Source organism: Alcaligenes sp. WGS1538, from assembly GCF_043187505.1.
Classification (GTDB): Bacteria; Pseudomonadota; Gammaproteobacteria; order Burkholderiales; family Burkholderiaceae_B; genus Alcaligenes.
Window position 1 is genome coordinate 2,266,496 of record NZ_CP171109.1, and the last position, 17,116, is coordinate 2,283,611.

17 protein-coding genes and 1 tRNA gene are annotated in these 17,116 nt (G+C 64.9%); 9 read left to right on the forward strand and 9 right to left on the reverse strand.

What is annotated here, in order from left to right; all coding sequences use genetic code 11:
- Positions 1-2: 2 nt before the first annotated feature.
- Together ACF3ND_RS10550 and nirJ are read left to right on the forward strand one after the other, a co-directional pair.
- Complete coding sequence (locus ACF3ND_RS10550) at positions 3-506, forward strand: Lrp/AsnC family transcriptional regulator (RefSeq protein WP_394060203.1); 504 nt, start codon at positions 3-5, stop codon at positions 504-506.
- Between the two features lie 2 nt (positions 507-508).
- Positions 509-1,654 carry a heme d1 biosynthesis radical SAM protein NirJ gene (nirJ, locus tag ACF3ND_RS10555; RefSeq protein ID WP_394060205.1) on the forward strand — a complete coding sequence of 382 codons (1,146 nt, stop codon included), beginning with the start codon at positions 509-511 and terminating at the stop codon, positions 1,652-1,654.
- On the opposite strand, the gene ACF3ND_RS10560 is transcribed toward nirJ, so the two are convergent.
- The 4 genes from ACF3ND_RS10560 to ACF3ND_RS10575 all read right to left on the reverse strand — a co-directional run bounded on the left by ACF3ND_RS10560 (position 1,617) and on the right by ACF3ND_RS10575 (position 4,795).
- Complete coding sequence (locus ACF3ND_RS10560) at positions 1,617-1,754, reverse strand: hypothetical protein (RefSeq protein ID WP_394060207.1); 138 nt, start codon at positions 1,752-1,754, stop codon at positions 1,617-1,619. The two genes, nirJ and ACF3ND_RS10560, sit on opposite strands and share 38 nt — an antisense overlap.
- Before the next feature lie 94 nt (positions 1,755-1,848).
- Positions 1,849-2,829 carry a bifunctional precorrin-2 dehydrogenase/sirohydrochlorin ferrochelatase gene (locus tag ACF3ND_RS10565; RefSeq protein WP_394060209.1) on the reverse strand — a complete coding sequence of 327 codons (981 nt, stop codon included), beginning with the start codon at positions 2,827-2,829 and terminating at the stop codon, positions 1,849-1,851.
- A 48-nt stretch (positions 2,830-2,877) separates the two neighbouring features.
- Complete coding sequence (locus ACF3ND_RS10570) at positions 2,878-3,222, reverse strand: c-type cytochrome (protein ID WP_394060211.1); 345 nt, start codon at positions 3,220-3,222, stop codon at positions 2,878-2,880.
- A gap of 13 nt (positions 3,223-3,235) precedes the next feature.
- Positions 3,236-4,795 carry a cytochrome D1 domain-containing protein gene (locus tag ACF3ND_RS10575; RefSeq protein WP_394060213.1) on the reverse strand — a complete coding sequence of 520 codons (1,560 nt, stop codon included), beginning with the start codon at positions 4,793-4,795 and terminating at the stop codon, positions 3,236-3,238.
- Between the two features lie 298 nt (positions 4,796-5,093).
- Here ACF3ND_RS10575 and ACF3ND_RS10580 point away from each other — a divergent pair, with 298 nt between their 5' ends.
- Positions 5,094-6,560 (forward strand): PLP-dependent aminotransferase family protein, encoded by a 1,467-nt coding sequence (locus ACF3ND_RS10580; protein WP_394060215.1) that lies wholly within the window; start codon positions 5,094-5,096, stop codon positions 6,558-6,560.
- Between the two features lie 21 nt (positions 6,561-6,581).
- On the opposite strand, the gene ACF3ND_RS10585 is transcribed toward ACF3ND_RS10580, so the two are convergent.
- The 3 genes from ACF3ND_RS10585 to rnr form a co-directional block, all read right to left on the reverse strand.
- Positions 6,582-7,817 (reverse strand): cystathionine gamma-synthase family protein, encoded by a 1,236-nt coding sequence (locus tag ACF3ND_RS10585; protein ID WP_394065821.1) that lies wholly within the window; start codon positions 7,815-7,817, stop codon positions 6,582-6,584.
- A gap of 311 nt (positions 7,818-8,128) precedes the next feature.
- Positions 8,129-8,875, reverse strand: coding sequence for a 23S rRNA (guanosine(2251)-2'-O)-methyltransferase RlmB (rlmB, locus tag ACF3ND_RS10590; RefSeq protein WP_394060217.1), 747 nt, complete (start codon positions 8,873-8,875; stop codon positions 8,129-8,131).
- Positions 8,876-8,943: 68 nt separating this feature from the next.
- A complete protein-coding gene (gene rnr / locus ACF3ND_RS10595) occupies positions 8,944-11,421 on the reverse strand; it encodes a ribonuclease R (protein WP_394060219.1) in 2,478 nt (825 codons plus the stop codon).
- Positions 11,422-11,527: 106 nt separating this feature from the next.
- Between rnr and ACF3ND_RS10600 the strand changes: the two genes are divergently transcribed.
- Positions 11,528-11,612, forward strand: a tRNA-Leu gene (locus ACF3ND_RS10600).
- Between the two features lie 268 nt (positions 11,613-11,880).
- On the opposite strand, the gene ACF3ND_RS10605 is transcribed toward ACF3ND_RS10600, so the two are convergent.
- Entirely contained in the window at positions 11,881-12,135 is a 255-nt protein-coding gene (locus ACF3ND_RS10605; RefSeq protein ID WP_394060221.1) for a heavy-metal-associated domain-containing protein, read from the reverse strand.
- 141 nt (positions 12,136-12,276) lie between these two features.
- Positions 12,277-13,314 carry a LacI family DNA-binding transcriptional regulator gene (locus ACF3ND_RS10610; RefSeq protein ID WP_394065822.1) on the reverse strand — a complete coding sequence of 346 codons (1,038 nt, stop codon included), beginning with the start codon at positions 13,312-13,314 and terminating at the stop codon, positions 12,277-12,279.
- Between the two features lie 189 nt (positions 13,315-13,503).
- On the opposite strand from ACF3ND_RS10610, the gene ACF3ND_RS10615 reads away from it, so the two are divergent.
- The 5 genes from ACF3ND_RS10615 (at position 13,504) to ACF3ND_RS10635 (ending at position 17,113) form a co-directional block, all read left to right on the forward strand.
- Positions 13,504-14,187, forward strand: coding sequence for an amino acid ABC transporter permease (locus tag ACF3ND_RS10615; RefSeq protein WP_394060223.1), 684 nt, complete (start codon positions 13,504-13,506; stop codon positions 14,185-14,187).
- A 3-nt stretch (positions 14,188-14,190) separates the two neighbouring features.
- A complete protein-coding gene (locus ACF3ND_RS10620) occupies positions 14,191-14,859 on the forward strand; it encodes an amino acid ABC transporter permease (RefSeq protein ID WP_394060225.1) in 669 nt (222 codons plus the stop codon).
- A gap of 23 nt (positions 14,860-14,882) precedes the next feature.
- Positions 14,883-15,611: an amino acid ABC transporter ATP-binding protein gene (locus ACF3ND_RS10625; protein WP_394060227.1), complete on the forward strand. Its 729-nt coding sequence runs from the start codon at positions 14,883-14,885 to the stop codon at positions 15,609-15,611.
- A 44-nt stretch (positions 15,612-15,655) separates the two neighbouring features.
- On the forward strand, positions 15,656-16,456 hold the full coding sequence (locus ACF3ND_RS10630) for a transporter substrate-binding domain-containing protein (protein WP_394060229.1): 801 nt from the start codon (positions 15,656-15,658) through the stop codon (positions 16,454-16,456).
- Between the two features lie 117 nt (positions 16,457-16,573).
- A complete protein-coding gene (locus ACF3ND_RS10635) occupies positions 16,574-17,113 on the forward strand; it encodes a VOC family protein (protein ID WP_394060231.1) in 540 nt (179 codons plus the stop codon).
- Positions 17,114-17,116: the final 3 nt, after the last annotated feature.

Below are 17,116 nucleotides of genomic sequence, written 5' to 3' on the forward strand. Positions count from 1 at the left end.
CAATGACTTCGCGCCGTCTTGCCCCTGCCGACGCAGCGCTGATACGCGCCGCGCAGGCCGGTTTGCCCATGGTGCCGGCTCCCTACGAAGCCCTGGCTCTGCAACTTGGCGTGCCCCAGGCCCAGGTGCTGGCCCGGCTGCAGGCCATGCTTGAACAAGGCCTGATACGCCGCATCGGCGCAGTGCCCAACCACTACGCCCTGGGTTTCGTTGCCAACGGCATGTGCGTATGGGACGTGGATGACGGCCATGTCGACCAGGCCGGCCAACTGCTGGGCGCATTGCCCGACGTCAGCCACTGCTATCGCCGGCCCCGGCACCGCCCGCTGTGGCCCTACAACCTCTTCGCCATGCTGCACGGCACGGATCACGGAGCCGTGCGCGCCCGCGCAAACGCCATCACTGAAATGCTGCACGCGGCATTGCCCGGCGCCCTGCGGGAGCGCGAGATTCTTTTCTCGACCGCCATCCTGAAGAAAACCGGCTTGCGCCTACGGAGCGACTGATCATGTTTCGCATTTCCAGTTTCATCGCCCAATTGCAGAACCCCACGCCCCCGGCGCCCCCGCGTTCCGGCCCGGTCGTGATCTGGAACCTGATCCGGCGCTGCAACCTGCATTGCAGCCACTGCTATTCCGCCTCCGTGGACAAGGACTTCCCGGGCGAACTCTCATTCGCCCAGATCTGTTCCGTCATGGACGACCTGCATGCCTTCGGAGTGCGCGCCCTGATCCTGTCCGGCGGCGAACCCCTGCTGCGTCCCGATGTCTTTGACATCGCCCGCCGCGCCCGCAGCCTGGGGCTGTACGTGGGCCTGTCCTCCAACGGCACCCTGATCAAGGAGGACAACATCGACGCCATCGCGGACAGCGGCTTCGATTACGTAGGCATTTCCCTGGACGGACTCCAAGCGCGCCACGATCGCATCCGGGGCCAGGACGGCGCCTATGCTGCCTCCCTGAAGGGGCTGAGGCTATGCCGCGACCGGCAATTGAAAGTCGGCATACGCTTCACCCTGACGCAGGAAAACGCCATCGATCTGCCCGGCCTGCTGGCCTTGCTGGGCGATGAGGGCATAGACCGCTTTTATCTGTCCCACCTGAACTACGCCGGCCGGGGCGCGCGGCACCATCGGCAGGACAGCCACCACCAGATGACCCGGCAAGCCATGGAGCAGGTCTTCGAAGCCTGCCTGGCCTACATGCAGGCCGGTCAGCCCAAGGAATTCACCTCCGGCAACAACGATGCCGACGGCGTATTCTTCCTGCACTGGGTGCGACGCCACTATCCCGAACAGGCAGCCCGGATCCAGGCCAGGCTGCTCCAGTGGGGCGGCAATGCTTCGGGCGTCAATGTGGCCAACATCGACAATCGCGGCAATGTACACCCCGACACCATGTGGTGGCACCACAAGCTGGGCAACGTCCTGTCGCGCCCATTCTCGGCCATCTGGGCAGACACGTCCGAACCGCTTCTGGCCCAGCTGCGCCAACGCCCCCGCCCCGTCAAAGGCCGTTGCGCCCGCTGCGCCTACCTGCCCATCTGCAATGGCAACACGCGCACCCGCGCCCAGAAGAAAACAGGCGACCTCTGGGCGGAAGATCCCGGCTGCTACCTTACGGAACAGGAGATTGCTGCGCCCGGCACGGCCTGAGCCAGGCTGAGCGCAGCAGCAGCAGCAGCAGCAGCAGCAGCAGCAGCAGCAGCAGCAGCAGCAGCAGCACGAAAAAGAAATAAGCCTTTCGGACGCCCATCAAGATGCTTCCCCGGCACGAAGGCCTGGGAAGCCACGACATTGCAAATCGCCACGAAAATCTGGCTTAAACCTGAAGAATCAGCTTGCGAGGCTCAGATCACTGTGCAACGTACGCCCTGTTGCGCCAACAGCGCGGCCAGCGCCTGGGTGTCCCAAGTGGACTTCCATGTGATGACAATGCGCTCGCCCCGCGCCCAGGATCGGCACAGGCCCTGCCAGAACGGCGCATCCAGCAATTCCCCCTGCAGGACCCCGCCGGCTTCGTCCAGCGCCAGCAAGCCGGCGTCGCGCCTGGCCTTCTCGATTATTTCCGGCAAGGTCTGGGGCAAGTACAGGACCCGATCCGCCTGGTTCAAGGCGCGCAATGCACGCAGGGTCAACAGATCGGCCGCCGGCAGATCCGCAATGGCGGCGATGCTGACCTGCGCCTGTCCGAGCTGCGTGCGGACCTGCAAGGCGGATTCCAGCAAGGCCGCGGCCTTGTCTGTCCTGCCGGCGGCAAGGAGCGCCTGCGCCTCGCTGTCCAGCAGCCAGTCGAAGAAGCGGCGCCGGGCGTTCACGTCGGGAAACGCCAGCTTGATATCGCGCCGGTAGCGCGCGGCCAGCTTGGCAAGCAGGCCTAGTGATTCCTCCAGCACGCCTTCGATGCGCTCCCTGGTTCGGCGCGCCAGTACGGGCGCCGAACCGGCCGACGACACGGCTACCATGAGGGGCGAACGATCGATGATGGCCGGCACCTGGACGGAAGACAATTGCGCATCGTCGACAACATTGCACGGCATGCGCAACTGATGGGCCGCCCTCGCCACGGCCTGGTTGGCGTCGCGCCGACCGGTGGCGGCGATCGCCAGCCAACTGCCTTCCAGGTGGGCGGGCGCAAACAAGGCGAATACGCTGCGCAAAGCGCCCGCCTGGGCGCCTGCCCGCAGCCAGGGCGTCTGCTCGGGCGCCACCACGGTGACGTTGGCGCCCGAGCGCAGCAGCAGCCTGACCTTGCGTTCGGCCACCACGCCGCCGCCCACTACGGTGACCGCTTTGCCCGCCAGGTCGAAGAACAAAGGAAACAGGTTCATTTCACACTATCCTTGCGGCGCCGGGATGGCCCGGCGCCGGTACGAGAATTACTTCAGGCCGGCGAAATACTCTGCCAGCTCGCGGATGATTTCATCGCTGAGCGGCTCCGCCATCGAGCTCATGACAGGGTCGTTGCGCTCGCGGGTCTTGAACGCATGCAACTGCTTGACCAGGTATTCCGCCTTCTGCCCCGCAAGATTGGGGTACAGGCCCACGCTGCTGATTCCATCGCCCCCATGGCACGAAGCGCACATGGGCAATAGCGAGCCCGCCTGTACGGAAAGATCGGTCTGCGGCGTCTTGCCGACCAGTTCGGGCTTCGCGTCCGTCGCCCAGGCCTGGCCCAGGCCAAGGCCGCACAGCACGATGGCGGTTCCAAGCATCGATTTCATGGTTTCCCCTTCATCAGAATTTCTGGGTTTCAGGCTGGCCTATGGTCAGCCAGCGCGTACGGGCCCGGGAGAATATCCCGGAGGGGCTTTCCATCTTGTGTTCGGCCACCAGTTCCAGCGTGCGGCTGTCGTAGATCTTGAGGCGGTCTCCCCAGTAGCCGGAACTGACGTACAGGAAATCGCCCGTACGGTTGTAGTTCGGGAAGAAGGAATGGCCGCCCACGTCCAGGGTCTTGGCGACTTCCAGTGTGTTTTTGTCGATGAGCTGGATCCAGGCGGCGCGCTTGTCCTTGTCCACGATGTCCACCGCCACGTACGGCGCATTCGGGTGCGCGGCCGGCGACTCGGTGGCGCCGGCCACCGGGATCTGCTTGACCACCGAGAAATCCTTGGTGTCCCAGACCGTGACCACGGAGCCTTTCTTGCACGTGCCCATATTGGTGCCGAACGCCAGCATGCGGCCATTGATCTCGGTTACCGAGCCCGAGCCTACATGCGGCTGGCAGCCCGCCGGTATGTCGCGCACCACCTTGTCTTCCTTCAGGTCGATGGCAACGAACTTGTTGTCGTCGTAGGACGCCACCATGGAGTAGCGGCCGTCGGGCGTCAGGAAGGTATCGTGCAGCAGGCGGCCCACCTTCTTGAGCTTGGTCACCGGCATGCCGGGCTTGTCCGGATCGATGATCCAGATCTGTCCGGCCTGGCGCAGCGTCAGGGCGAACTTGTTGTTGATGCGGCTGCCGATGACGGGCCCGCCCGCGGACTTGACGAACTTGCCATCGGGATCCTCGCCCTCCAGGTCCATGTACTTGACCGGTTCGAGCGTGTCGGCCTTCAGGATGGCGACGCTGCGCGGCACGAAGGAGCTGATGGCAAGCCACTTTCCATCCTTGGAAACGGCGATGCCCGGCCCCGTCAGGCCGACCTTGGCCTGGCGCACGATCTGCAGCGTGTAGAGGTCGATCTTGTAGACGTGACCGTCATCGCTCTTGAGCCAGGCCCAGCGTTCGCTGGCCGGGCTGAAGTCCATGATGTGCGGCGCGCTGGGCGTGGCGATCTCGCCCACCACCTGGTTGGTCTTGCCGTCCAGGAACACCGTGCGGGCATTGTTGCCTTCGTCGCCGCGGCCGTAGCGGCCGCGCGCCATGACCACCATCAGGTCGTAGACCGAATCGATGGCATAGGCAGGCTTGGCGGGCAGCGTGGCCTCGTCCACCAGCACTTTGACGCTGGCGCGGATTTCGTCCATGCCCCATTTGAGATCCGCCGCCGGCTCCGTCTTGATCAGGTGCGCCAGCGCGCGGATGTCCTCGTCGGACAGGCGTCCGGCGAATGGCGGCATCAAAGTGTCCGGTATGCCGGTCATGATGGTGCCCCGCAGGGCGATCTCGCTCTGCACCAGCCTGTCGCTGGTCAGGGCGGGAGCGATATAGCCGCCCCGGTCAGCGCCGTGACAAACAGCGCAATTCTGTTGAAACAAATGATCGACCCGAACCTGCTCCTCGGTCGTTGCGGCCAGGGCCGAACCGACCGCGGCCGACAGGAGCGCCAGAGTCAAGAGCTTTCTGTACATCCTAGTACCTCCAACAATCGCCCTGCAGAACGGCAAGGCCGACTGCACTATAACGATTGTGATTTTTCCTTGAAAAGGTACAGATACGGAATCGCCGCTGGTTACGGATGGCCTCGGGTCCAAACCGCAGGCTGCCTGGGCGCTCAGGCCGTATTCAACGGTCTTGAGGCAGGCTGGACATATTTATCACGAACGAATGACTGCTTGATGCAGCGCAAGGCCCGAATGCCTGCCTCGGGCCTATAGTCGTCGGGTACGGCTCGATTGCAGACAGCCTCCGATTTTCCCGTTCCATGCCATGTTCTCATTGCCCATCACCCTGACTCATGCGCACGGCTCGCCCTACAAGCGGCAGATCGCGCGCCAGATCGAAACCCTCATCTGCTCCGGCCGCCTGCAGGACGGCAACCGCCTGCCCTCCATCACCCGCATGGCCTCCCTGCTCCAGGTCTCCAAGAACACCGTCATGGGAGCGTACGACCTGCTCATCGACTCCAACCTGATCCACAGCGAGCCCAGCCGCGGCTTCTTCGTCACAGCGCATAGACGCGGGCCTTCCAAGAGCGCGGATCCTGATTTCGTGCAGGATGGGCCGGCCTCCGTCCATACGGATCCGGTGAATCTGGCCAGGGCCAGCGGCGTGCACGTCCCGCCGCCGCCCGTGCCCATACGGTTCGACTTCAAGGTGGGCCGCCCGTCCGTGCATGCTTTTCCGCTGCGCCAGTTCATCCACCTGTCCAACCAGTTGCTGCGCCATGCCGGCTCGGCCATGGCCGATTACACGCCGCCCGAAGGCCTGTGGGGCCTGCGGCTGCAGATCGCCGACTACCTGGCCGCCACCAAGGGGATCAAGGCCGATCCTGAACACGTCATCGTCACGGCGGGCAGCCAGGAGGCGCTCAGCCTGATCGCCTCTCACTTCCTGGATCACAACAGCGCCGCCGTGCACGAATCGCCCGGTTACACCGGCTTCTACAACCTGTTGCGCCGCCACGGGGCGCAGGCCTGTCCCGTGCCCGTGGACGAACAGGGCCTGCGCACGGATCTCCTGCCCGACGCGCCGGTGCGCCTGGCGTTCGTCACGCCGTCCCACCAATACCCGCTGGGCCACACCCTGTCCATGGAGCGGCGCCGGCAACTGCTGGAGTGGGCCGGGCGCACGGGCGCCATCATCATCGAGGACGATTACGACGGGGACTTCTGCTACGGCCCCGCCCTGCCTCCGCCGCTGGCGGCCATGAGCCCGCGGCAGATCATCTACCTGGGTTCCTTTTCCAAGACGCTGGGGCCAGGCCTGAGGCTGGGCTACATGGTCTGTCCGCCGGCGCTGGCGCAAGACTTCATCGAGCGCAAGGCGCTGCTGAACAATGGCTCGCCCTGGCTGGCCCAGGCCGTGCTGGCGCGCTACTTCGACGAATACAGTTTCGCCCGCCATCTGCAGATCCTGCGGCGCCGCTACCTGGAACAGCGCGACGCCCTGCTGCAAGGGCTGGCCGACATCTGGGGCGATGCCGGAACGGTCAGCGGCCGGAATGCCGGCATGCACCTGGCCTTCCGTCTTCCAGACCACAGCCCCGGCGCCCACATCCTGGCCAATGCGGCGCTGCGCCACGGCATTCGGCTCTATCCGCTGGCCCAGGCGGCCAGCCGGGAGTCCGACGCGACGGATCCCCGCCATCTGCTGTTCGGCTACGCCCGCCTGGAATGCGCCGAAATCCGCCAGGCCATGAAACTGCTGGGAGCCGTGCAGCGCGCCATCACCTGAAGCGTGCCGCCCGGCCTGTGATCAGGACCGGGCCAGCGCCTGATCAAAGTCGCCGGTCAGGTCGGCGATATCCTCGATGCCGACGGAAATGCGCAGCTGATTGTCGGCAATGCCCATGATGGCGCGCTGTTCGGCGCCCATCTCGTAATAGATGGTGTGGGCCACCGGCAGCACCAGGCTGCGGTTGTCGCCCAGGTGCGTGGCCAGGATGAACACGTTCAGGCGATTCAGAAAATCGAACACCTCCACGTCCTCGGCCAGCACCACGCTCATCAACCCACCGAAACGATTGCCGAACAAATCGGCGGCGCGCTCGTGCTGGGGATGATCTTCCAGGCCGGGATACTGCACCTTGCGCACGCGCGGGTGCGCCTGCAGGAAGCGCGCCAGCGCCAGGGCGTTGGCACAGATGCGCTCCATGCGCAAAGGCAAGGTCTCGGAACCCACGGCCAGGCGATGGGCCACGTCCGAGGACAAGGTGCCGCCCATGTCGCGCAGGCCTTTTTTCTTGATCTGGGTCAGCCCCCAGGAGCGCGGATTGCCGTTGCGGTAGACCTCGGCAATATTGGGATAGTCGCTCCAGTCGAACAGACCCGTGTCCGTGACCATGCCGCCCAGGGCGTTGCCATGGCCGCCGATGTGCTTGGACAGGGAGTTGACCACCAGGGAGGCCTTGAAGTCGCGCGACGGGCGCAGGTAGGGCGAGGACAGCGTGGCGTCCACCACATAGACCAGGCCCTGCTCTTCGCACCACTGGCCCACGCCCTGCAGATCGGCGATCTGCGTGCCCGGATTGGCGATGGTCTCCACGAACACCATGCGGGTGTTGGGCTGCCGGGCGGCCTGCACCTGTGCCAGGTCGGTGGCGTCCACCAGCGTGATCTGCACGCCCAGCTCGCGCAGCGTGCCCAGCAGGCTGTTGGTGTTGCCGAAGATGTACTTGCTGGTGATCAGGTGGTCGCCCTGGCGCAGCAGGGTGAAGAAGGTCGCGGTCAAGGCCGCCATGCCGGTGGCGAAGCTGACGCTGCCCACGCCTTTCTCCATGCGCGTGACCTTGGCCTCCAGCGCCGCCGTGGTGGGCGTGCCCTGGCGGGAATAGGTAAAGCCGGCCTTGCCCTGGAAAACGGCCGCTAGCTCGCGGGCGTCGCTGAAACCATATTCGGTGGACGGATGCAGCGGCTGGTGGATGGCGCCGTGCTGAGTGCCCAGGCGGCGGTCGGAATGCAGGGTGGAAGTGGTAAAGCCGTTTTCGTCCATGATCGTGTTCAAAACCTAAGTTTGCGTGCGCCAGATGAACAATGCCCCCACGCCGTGCAGGCCATGCCTGCTTGCCGCCCGCCTCGCGGCCTGTATGCCGCTCCGGTCGGCCAGGCGCGCCACAGTCCGCGGGGGCTGCAACGTGTCCGTGCCTATCCCCAGAGGGGGTTTTTTTGTCTTGGGGTGGTCCGGCGACAAGAAAGCGAAGCCTGGCTTCGCGTTTGTGGCGGCTGACTATCTATTATCTTGCGAAGCGCAGACGGTCAGCCTGAGTTTTTTATACAAATAAGTTATGTAGCGAACTGGCCGCCCTAAGCCGAGCTGCGCTGGCGCAGCGTTTCGTACAGGCACACGGCGCTGGCCACGCTGACATTCAGGCTCTCCACGGCGCCCATCATGGGGATGGAGACCAGTTCATCACAGGTTTCGCGGGTCAGGCGGCGCATGCCCTCGCCCTCCGCCCCCATGACCCAGGCCATGGGTCGGCGCGCGTCGACCTGGTGCAGCGAATGCGTGGCCTGGTCGTCCGTACCCACCAGCCAGACGTCGCGTTCGCGCAACTGGCGCATGGTGCGCGCCAGATTGGTCACGGTGATGTAAGGCGTGGACTCCGCGCCGCCGCAGGCCACGCGCGAGACCGTGGCGTTCAGGCCGACGGCGCGATCGCGCGGGGCGATCACGGCGTGCGCGCCGGCCGCATTGGCGGTACGCAGACAGGCACCCAGATTATGCGGATCCGTGACGCCGTCCAGGATCAGCAGGAAAGGAACCTGTCCGGCCTCCTCCAGATCGTCCAGCAGTTCATTGACGTCCACCGCCAGTTCCTGCTCGTCGGCCAACGCCACCACGCCCTGGTGGCGGGTGCCCTTGGAAAGACCGTTCAGACGTTCCGCATGCACAGGGATGACTTTCAGCCCCGCCTGCTGGATCTGGTCGATGAAGGACAGCATGCGCTTGTCGCGCCGGGTCTCGTCCACGTATACCTCGCGCACCGACGAGGCGGCGTGACGAACTCGGGCTACTACGGCATGAAAGCCGGCCAAAACCTGCTGGGGCATAACAATCCTTGAAGAAACGGAGGGCAAAGACAGGGCCGGACATGTGCGTCCGGCCCTGTATTGTACGCCTATCGGCGCCGGCCCCTGGGGCTGCGCGTGGACTTGGCGGCCTTGGCGGCTTTCTCGGTGGCGCGCTTCTCGTCGCGGGCAGTCTGCTTCTGGGTGGCGCGCCGCTGCGAAGCGGTCGTGCCCTTCAAGGCTTCCGGCTTGGCGGGCGCGGCCTTCTTGATGTGGCGCTCGGGCTGCTCGGGCGCGGCGGCCGCCGCCTTCAAGGCCTTATAGCCCGTGCCCTTGACCAGACGGAACTCGATGCGGCGCGCTTCCAGGTCCACGCGCGCAACCTGCACCTGCACCGGATCGGTCAGACGATAGCGTATCCCGGTGCGCTCGCCGCGCAGCTCGTTCAAGGTCTCGTTGTACTGGAAATAATCGGCGCCCAGCTCGGACACGTGCACCAGCCCCTCCACGTACAAGGTATCCAGCGTGACGAACAGGCCGAAGCTGGTGACGCCGCTGACCTTGCCGGAATACTCCTCGCCCACATGCTCCTTGACGAACCAGCACTTGAGCCAGGCTTCCACATCCTTGGAGGCTTCGTCGGCTCGGCGCTCGCGCGCCGACAGCAAGGCGCCGAGCCGCTCCCAGCGGGCGAAGTCGCGCTTGCTGGCCGGCAGGGCCGCATCGCCCGGCTCGTCCTCGATGGCCGGCACGTAGCGCTCCTCCTTCAGGATGGACTTGATGACGCGATGCACCAGCAGATCCGGATAGCGCCGGATGGGCGAAGTGAAATGTGCATACAGCGGATAGGCCAGGCCGAAGTGGCCGGTCTTTTCCGGGCTGTAGATGGCCTGCTGCATGGAACGCAGGCACATGGTCTGGATCACCGCGAAGTCCGGCCGTCCGCGCGCGGCGGCCACCACCTTGGCGTAGTCGGCCGATGTGGGCTCGTCGCCGCCTTCCAGCGTGAGGCCCAGGCTGCGCAAGTACTCGCGCAGCGCTTCCAGCTTGGGCGGCGTGGGGCCGTCGTGCAGCCGGTACAGGCCGTTGCGGCGGTTGCGGGCGATGAAATCCGCCGCGCAGGTGTTGGCCGCCAGCATGCATTCTTCGATGAGCTTGTGCGCGTCGTTGCGCACCAGCGGTTCGATGCGCTCGATGCGGCCCAGCGGATTGCAGATGATCTTGGTCTCGACCGTGTCGAAGTCGATGGCGCCGCGCGCCGTGCGACGCTCGGCCAGCAGGCGATACAGGGCGTAGAGATTCTGCACGGGCTCGAGCACGTGCTGGATCTGCTGGGCGGCCGGCCCGGAGGGCTGCTGCAGCGCGCTCCAGATGTCGGTATAGGTGGTACGCGCATGCGAATGGATGACGGCCTCATAGAACTGGTAGGCCGACACCGTGCCCGACTTGGGCCCGTCGGCCAGCACCACCATGTCGCACACCATGACCAGGCGGTCCACCGCCGGGTTGAGCGAACAGATGCCGTTGGACAGGCTCTCGGGCAGCATGGGGATCACGCGGCGCGGGAAGTACACGCTGGTGCCGCGCTCCAGGGCGTCGGCATCCAGGGCGTCGCCCGAGCGCACGTAGTGGCTGACGTCCGCAATGGCGACCAGCAGGCGCCAGGCCAGGCGGCCGCGCTTGCCGGTGCCTATGTCCACCTGCTCGCAATACACGGCGTCGTCGAAGTCGCGCGCGTCCTCGCCGTCGATGGTGATGAACGGCACGTCGCGCAGGTCCACGCGACCCTTGTATTCGGCCGGCTTGACCTTGGCCGGGATGCGGGCGGCCTGCTTGAGGGCGGCCTCGGAGAAATCCACCGGCACCTCGAACTTGCGCACGGCGATCTCGATTTCCATGCCGGGATCGTCGATTTCCCCCAGCACTTCGATCACGCGGCCCAGCGGCTGACGATGGCGCTCGGGCTGCTGCGTGATCTGTACGGTCACGACCTGGCCGGACTCGGCCTCGCCCTGCTCGCCGGGCGGGATCAGGATGTCGTGCTTGATGCGCTGGTCCTCGGGCACCACGATGAAGGCGCCGCGCTCGCGCAGGAAGCGCCCCACCAGCTTGCTGGTATGGCGCTCGGTGACCTCGACGATGGAGGCGTCGGGCTTGCCGCGGTATTCGCCGTCGATGCGTACCAGGACGCGGTCGCCATGCAACACCTTGGCCATTTCCCGGGGCGACAGGAACAGGTCGGGCTGACCGTCGTCGCGCTGCAGGAAGCCGAAGCCGTCGCGGTGACCCAGCACCCGGCCGGCGATGAAGCCGGTCTGCGTGTTCTTGCGGATCTTGCCGTCGGCCCCCAACAGCAGCTGGCCGTCGCGCTCCATGGCGCGCACGCGCCGCTCGAACCCCACCGAAACCGGCAGCGCAAGGCCCAGCTTGAGAGCCAGGCTTTGGATGTCCTGGGCTTCCGAGGAATCCCGCACCACCGCCAGAATACGCTCCCGAGAGGGGGTATCGGGGTCGAAATCAGGCGGCAATTCGTAACGACCCGTTGGTTCAATCAGGTCCTCGGTACTGTTCTGGAATTTTTTGATCAAAAGGACACTTCCATTATTAAAAAATTATGCCTATAATCCTTTTCTTTGCTGCTCATGCAGCAAGACGTTGCAGGCTTTTGGCACAGACATAAGCATACAACGTTATGCCCAGGTGGCGGAATTGGTAGACGCGCATGGTTCAGGTCCATGTGCCGCAAGGTGTGGAGGTTCGAGTCCTCTCCTGGGCACCAAATTCCTCGAAAAGCCGGTTGTCGAAAGACAGCCGGCTTTTTGCTTTATTCGCCCAGGAAGCAAGGTGCTTGAGCACCTTGCGCGAGGACGAGAAGGGCCGGGCATGCAGGCCCGGCCGGGGTCGCGCCTGTGTGACCGAGACCTCTCCTGGGCACCAGATTCCTCGAAAAGCCGGTTGTCGAAAGACAGCCGGCTTTTTGCTTTATTCGCCCAAAAAGAAACGGCTGCCGCAGGCAGCCGGTCTTCGCTTCCGCGACGGAAAAGCCATTACCCTCCGCAGCCGCCGCAGCAGGCGCCGTCTTCGCCATGCGCGGGCTGGGCGATGCGGTAACCGGCATCCTCGACCGCCGCGTGCAGGCCCTGCAACGAGACCAGGGCTTCGTCGAAACGAACCGACGCCTTGGCGTTTTCGAAGGAAACCTGGGCGGCGTCCACGCCCTTGAGGGCCGCCAGGGCGGCCTCCACCTTGCCGGCGCAACCTTCATTCTTGAGACCTGCGAGTTTGAGCAATCCGACTTGCATCCTTTCGTCCTTTTACGTGATGTAAACGTTGGACGGCGCCCTTGCCGTCCTTAAAGATGCATATTAAATACATCTTATCAGCCAGGCAAGCTGCTCAGGCCTTTGCATGGATGGATTGGCGATCGCAGCAGCCGGCTGCCGCTACGGCAGGTTCTCCCGGAACACTACGATGCTGTTCATGGGCTTGAGCCGCAAGCCCGCCTCCACGCCCTCCCCGCCCTGTCTGAGTCCGGTCAGCACACGCACGCAATTCAGGATGGACAGTTGCGGATCCTGCATGATGATGGCGTCCAGCGTGCCTTCGATCAGCAAGGCGCGCACGTCCGAGGTCAGGCCGTGGCCCACGAACACGACCTTCTTGTCGCGCCGATGTTCTTTCAAGGCGCGGGCCACGCCCTCGGGCGCGCCGCCGATGTTGTAGATGCCGATCAGGTCCGGATGCTGTTCCAGCAACAGCAAGGCTTGCCGGTAATTGTTCTCCGGGTCGTCGCGTCCTTCGCGCACCCCCATCACCCGGTCTTCCCAGCCCTTCTCCTGCATCAGCTGCAGAAACCCCGTTTCACGGTCGCAATGCGCGCGATAGCTGAGACTGCCGGCGATCAGGCCGAAGGTGCCGGTCTGGCCGCCGCTGAGCCGGCTGAGCAAAAAGGCCGCCAGCCGTCCCGTGGCCACGTTGTCCAGGCCCACATAGGCGCTGCGCAGCGACGCGGACAGGTCCGAGATCAGGGTGACCACGGGGATGCCGTCATGCACCAGGGCATCCACGGCCTCGCGCACCAGCGGATGCTCCAGCGCCATGAACACCACGCCGTCCGTGCGTCCGCGCAGCTTCAGCAAGGCCTGGGCCAGACGTTCGGGATCGAAGCCTTCGAACACTTCGGTGCGACAGGCCACATTGAAAGGCTGCAACTGCGCCTGGGAATAATCGATGGCATCGCCGAACATGTGGATCACGCGGTTGCGGCCGGCCGGCAGCAGGAAGGTGATGCGCATGGGCTTGGCGCGCATGCCGGTGTCCAGGTCGGATTCACTGATGTACTCCACGCGCCGCGCCGCCTTGAGCACGCGCTGCACGGTCGCGGGACGCACGCCGGCGCGCCGGTTCAGGACGCGGTCGACCGTGGCGGTGGAAACGCCGGCCAGACGGGCGATATCGAGGATGCGGGGGGCTTTCTTGATCAATCAAAAACCATCATTGGATTATCTGGACAGGCTTTGCCGCGCTTCTATACCATACAAAAACGCTGAAGCGAAAGCACAGCAAAAAACATCATAAAAACACGTAAACCACACGGAGACAAGACCGCTCGAACGCGGACCGACATGCCCGGCTCCGGCCGGCTGCCGACACCTTCATCATGCTGAATCATGACTTACACCTTTGATTTCTCCAGCGTGCTGGCGCAATGGCCGCAACTGCTGCAAGGGGCCTGGATGACCATCAAGCTGTCGGCGCCGGCCACCGTGCTGGGCTTTGCGGCCGGCACCCTGCTGGCCGTGGGACGGCGCAGCCCGAACCGCCTGCTGGCGCGCCTGTGCGGCTTCTATGTGGAGATCATCCGCAACACGCCGCTGCTGGTGCAGATATTCCTGGTCTTCTTCGGCCTGGCCACCCTGGGCTGGAAAGTATCGGCTTTCGGCGCGGCCCTGGCCGCGCTGGTGATCAACGTCGCGGCCTACACCTGCGAGATCATGCGCGCCGGCATGGACTCCATCCACAAGGGGCAGCTCGAAGCCGCCGAATGCCTGGGGCTGACCCGCGCCCAGACCTACTGGCACGTGATCCTGCTGCCGGCCCTGGAACGCGTCTTCCCGGCCCTGACCAGCCAGTATGTGCTGCTGATGCTGGCCTCCTCGGTGACCTCGCAGATCTCCGTGGAGGAGCTGACCGCCATGGCCAATCACATCCAGGCCGAGACGTTCCGCCCCTTCGAGGCCTACATCCTGGTGGCCGTGCTCTACCTGGCCCTGTCCCTGCTGATGCGCCTGGCGCTGTGGCTGGGCGGGCGGCTCGTCTTCACCCGGCAGCGCGCGCTGCGCGCCAGGAGCTGAGCCATGTTCACGAGCGGATTCAATGCCAATCATCTGAGCTTCCTGCTGGAAGGCGCCTTGTGGACGGTCTGCCTGTCCCTGATTTCCTTCCTGGGAGGCGGAGCCGCCGGCGCGCTGGTGGCGCTGGCGCGCATCAGCCGCTGGAGACCGCTGCGCTGGCTGGCCATCGCTTATATCCAGGTCATCCAGGGCACGCCGCTGCTGGTGATTCTGTTCCTGTCCTACTTCGGTCTGAGCATCATGGGCTTCACGCTGCCGCCGCTGGTGGCCGCCGGCCTGTCCATGACCATCTATGTGAGCGCCTACCTGGGAGAGATCTGGCGCGGCAGCATACAGTCCGTGGCGCGCACCCAATGGGAAGCGGCCGAATGCCTGGCCCTGTCCCGCTGGCAGCGCCTGCGGCTGGTGGTCCTGCCCCAGGCCGTGCGCATCGCCACCCCGCCCACCGTGGGATTCATGGTCCAGATCGTCAAGAACACCTCGCTGGCCTCCATCGTGGGATTCGTCGAACTGGTGCGGGCCGGCCAGTTGATCAACAACTCCATCTTCCAGCCTTTCCTGATCTACATGCTGATCGCGGCGCTGTACTTCGCCATGTGCTATCCGCTGTCGGCCTGGAGCCGCCGACTGGAGATACGCCTGCATTTCGGCCATCGCCCGTTGCAGAAATGAACCTACGCCGCCAAGGAGCCTCCATGTCCATCGTGGTCGAACTCAAAGACGTATACAAAAGCTTCGGCAGCAATGCCGTCCTGAACGGCGTGTCCTTCGCCATTCCCAAGGGCCAGGTGACGGCCATCATCGGCCGCAGCGGCTCGGGCAAGAGCACGGCGCTGCGCTGCATAGACAGGCTGGAGATCATAGACCGCGGCCAGATCGAGGTCTGCGGCCACAAGGTGCATGATCCCGACGTGTGCCTGCGCTCGCTGCGCACCGACGTGGGCATCGTCTTCCAGAGCTACAACCTGTTCCCGCACCTGACGGTGGAGCGCAACATCATGCTGGCCCCGCAGGTGGTGCGCGGCCGCAGCCGCGAGCAGGCCCGCGAGATCTGCCGCCGCACACTGGCGCAGGTCGGCCTGTCGGACAAGGCCCAGGCCTACCCCGAGCAACTGTCCGGCGGCCAGCAGCAGCGCGTGGCCATCGCCCGCTCGCTGGCCATGGAACCCAAGGTCATGCTGTTCGACGAAGTCACTTCCGCGCTGGATCCGCAACTGACCGGCGAAGTGCTGCGCGTCATCGAACGCCTGGCCGCCGATGGGATGACCATGGTGCTGGTGACCCATGAAATGGAGTTCGCCGCGCGCGTGGCCGACGTGGTGATCTTCATGCACCAGGGCCGGGTCTGGGAGACCGGACCGGGCGAGATGCTGCGCAATCCGTCCACGCCCGAGCTGCAGGAATTCCTGGCCCACGGCCTTTGAACACCCCATGACTTCATAAAGCACACATCCACGGAGACGACACCATGAAGATCCACACCCTGATGCGCGCCACGCTGCTGGCGCTGGGCCTGACCGGCCTTTCCGCCGCCGCCATGACCAATGCGCTGGAGGACATCAAGGCCGCCAAGAAGATACGCGTAGGCATAGACCTGGGCGCGCCCTTCTACGGCTACATCGACGACAAGATGCAGCCCGTGGGCTCGGACGTGGAGGCCGCACGCCTGCTCGCCCAGGACCTGGGCGTGGAGCTGGAAATCGTCCAGACCACCAATTCGGCCCGCATACCCAATCTGCTGTCCAACAAGGCCGACCTGATCATCTCCTCGCTGTCCATCACGCCCGAACGCGCCAAGGCGGTGGATTTTTCCATCCCCTATGGCGCCATCCAGGCGGCGGTGGGCGCGCCCAAGGACATCGCCATCGCCGGCATGGCCGACCTGGCCGGCAAGCGCGTGGCCGTGACCCGCGGCGGCCCCCAGGACAAGCTGGTCAGCGAGCGCGCCCCGCAGGCCAACATCGTGCGCTTTGACGACGAGGCCGCCTCGATCACGGCGGCGGCCAGCGGCCAGACCGACATCGTGGCCATCACCCCTCCCATCATCAAGGCCATCGCCGACCGCAATCCCGCTCGGCCCTTCGAGGTGAAATTCGTCATCGAATCCTACAAGCTGGGCATTGCCATGCGCCAGAACGAGCCCGAACTCAAGGACTGGGTGAACCAGTGGGTGCGCGCCAACCTGCAGAACGGCAAGCTCAATGAAATCCATCTGAAATACGCCGGCGTGCCCATCCCCGACGAGATCGTCCAGGGCGCCGGCCAGTAAACCCCGGCCGGACGGCTCGTCCGGCTTTCCCTCAACACCGCCCGACGGCGCGCCTTGCGGCCGCCGCGGGACAGGCTGCGCCTTGCGCCGGCCGCATCACCAGTCAGGAACCTGTTTATGAGCACCCTATTCGGCGAGATCCGTCAGCTCGGCTATGTCGTGCGCGACATCGAGGCGGCGATGGAGTACTGGAGCCGCCACCTGGGCGTCGGCCCCTGGTACTACAACCCCAAGGTGGGGATCAAGAACTACCAATACCGCGGCCAGTCCTACGAGCCGCACAACTCGGTGGCCCTGGCCAATTCAGGCGCCGTCCAGGTCGAACTGATCCAGTGCCGCAATGACGTCCCTTCCATGTACCGCGATTTCCTGCTGGCCGGCCAGCTCGGATTGCAGCACGTGGCCTACTGGACGGAGAGCTACGATGCCGACCTGCAGCGCGCCCTGGACCAGGGCCTGAAGGTCGTGATGAGCGGCGAGGTCGGCGAGCGCGGCCGCTTCTGCTACTTCGACACCGAATTCCATCCCGGCGCGGTGGTGGAGCTGTCGGAAGTGGCCGGCCCCAAAGGCAAGCTGTTCTCGCTGATCCGCCGGGCGTCCGAAGGCTGGGACGGCCGCGATCCGGTGCGCCCCTTCCCCGACCTGGCCACGCTGTAGGCG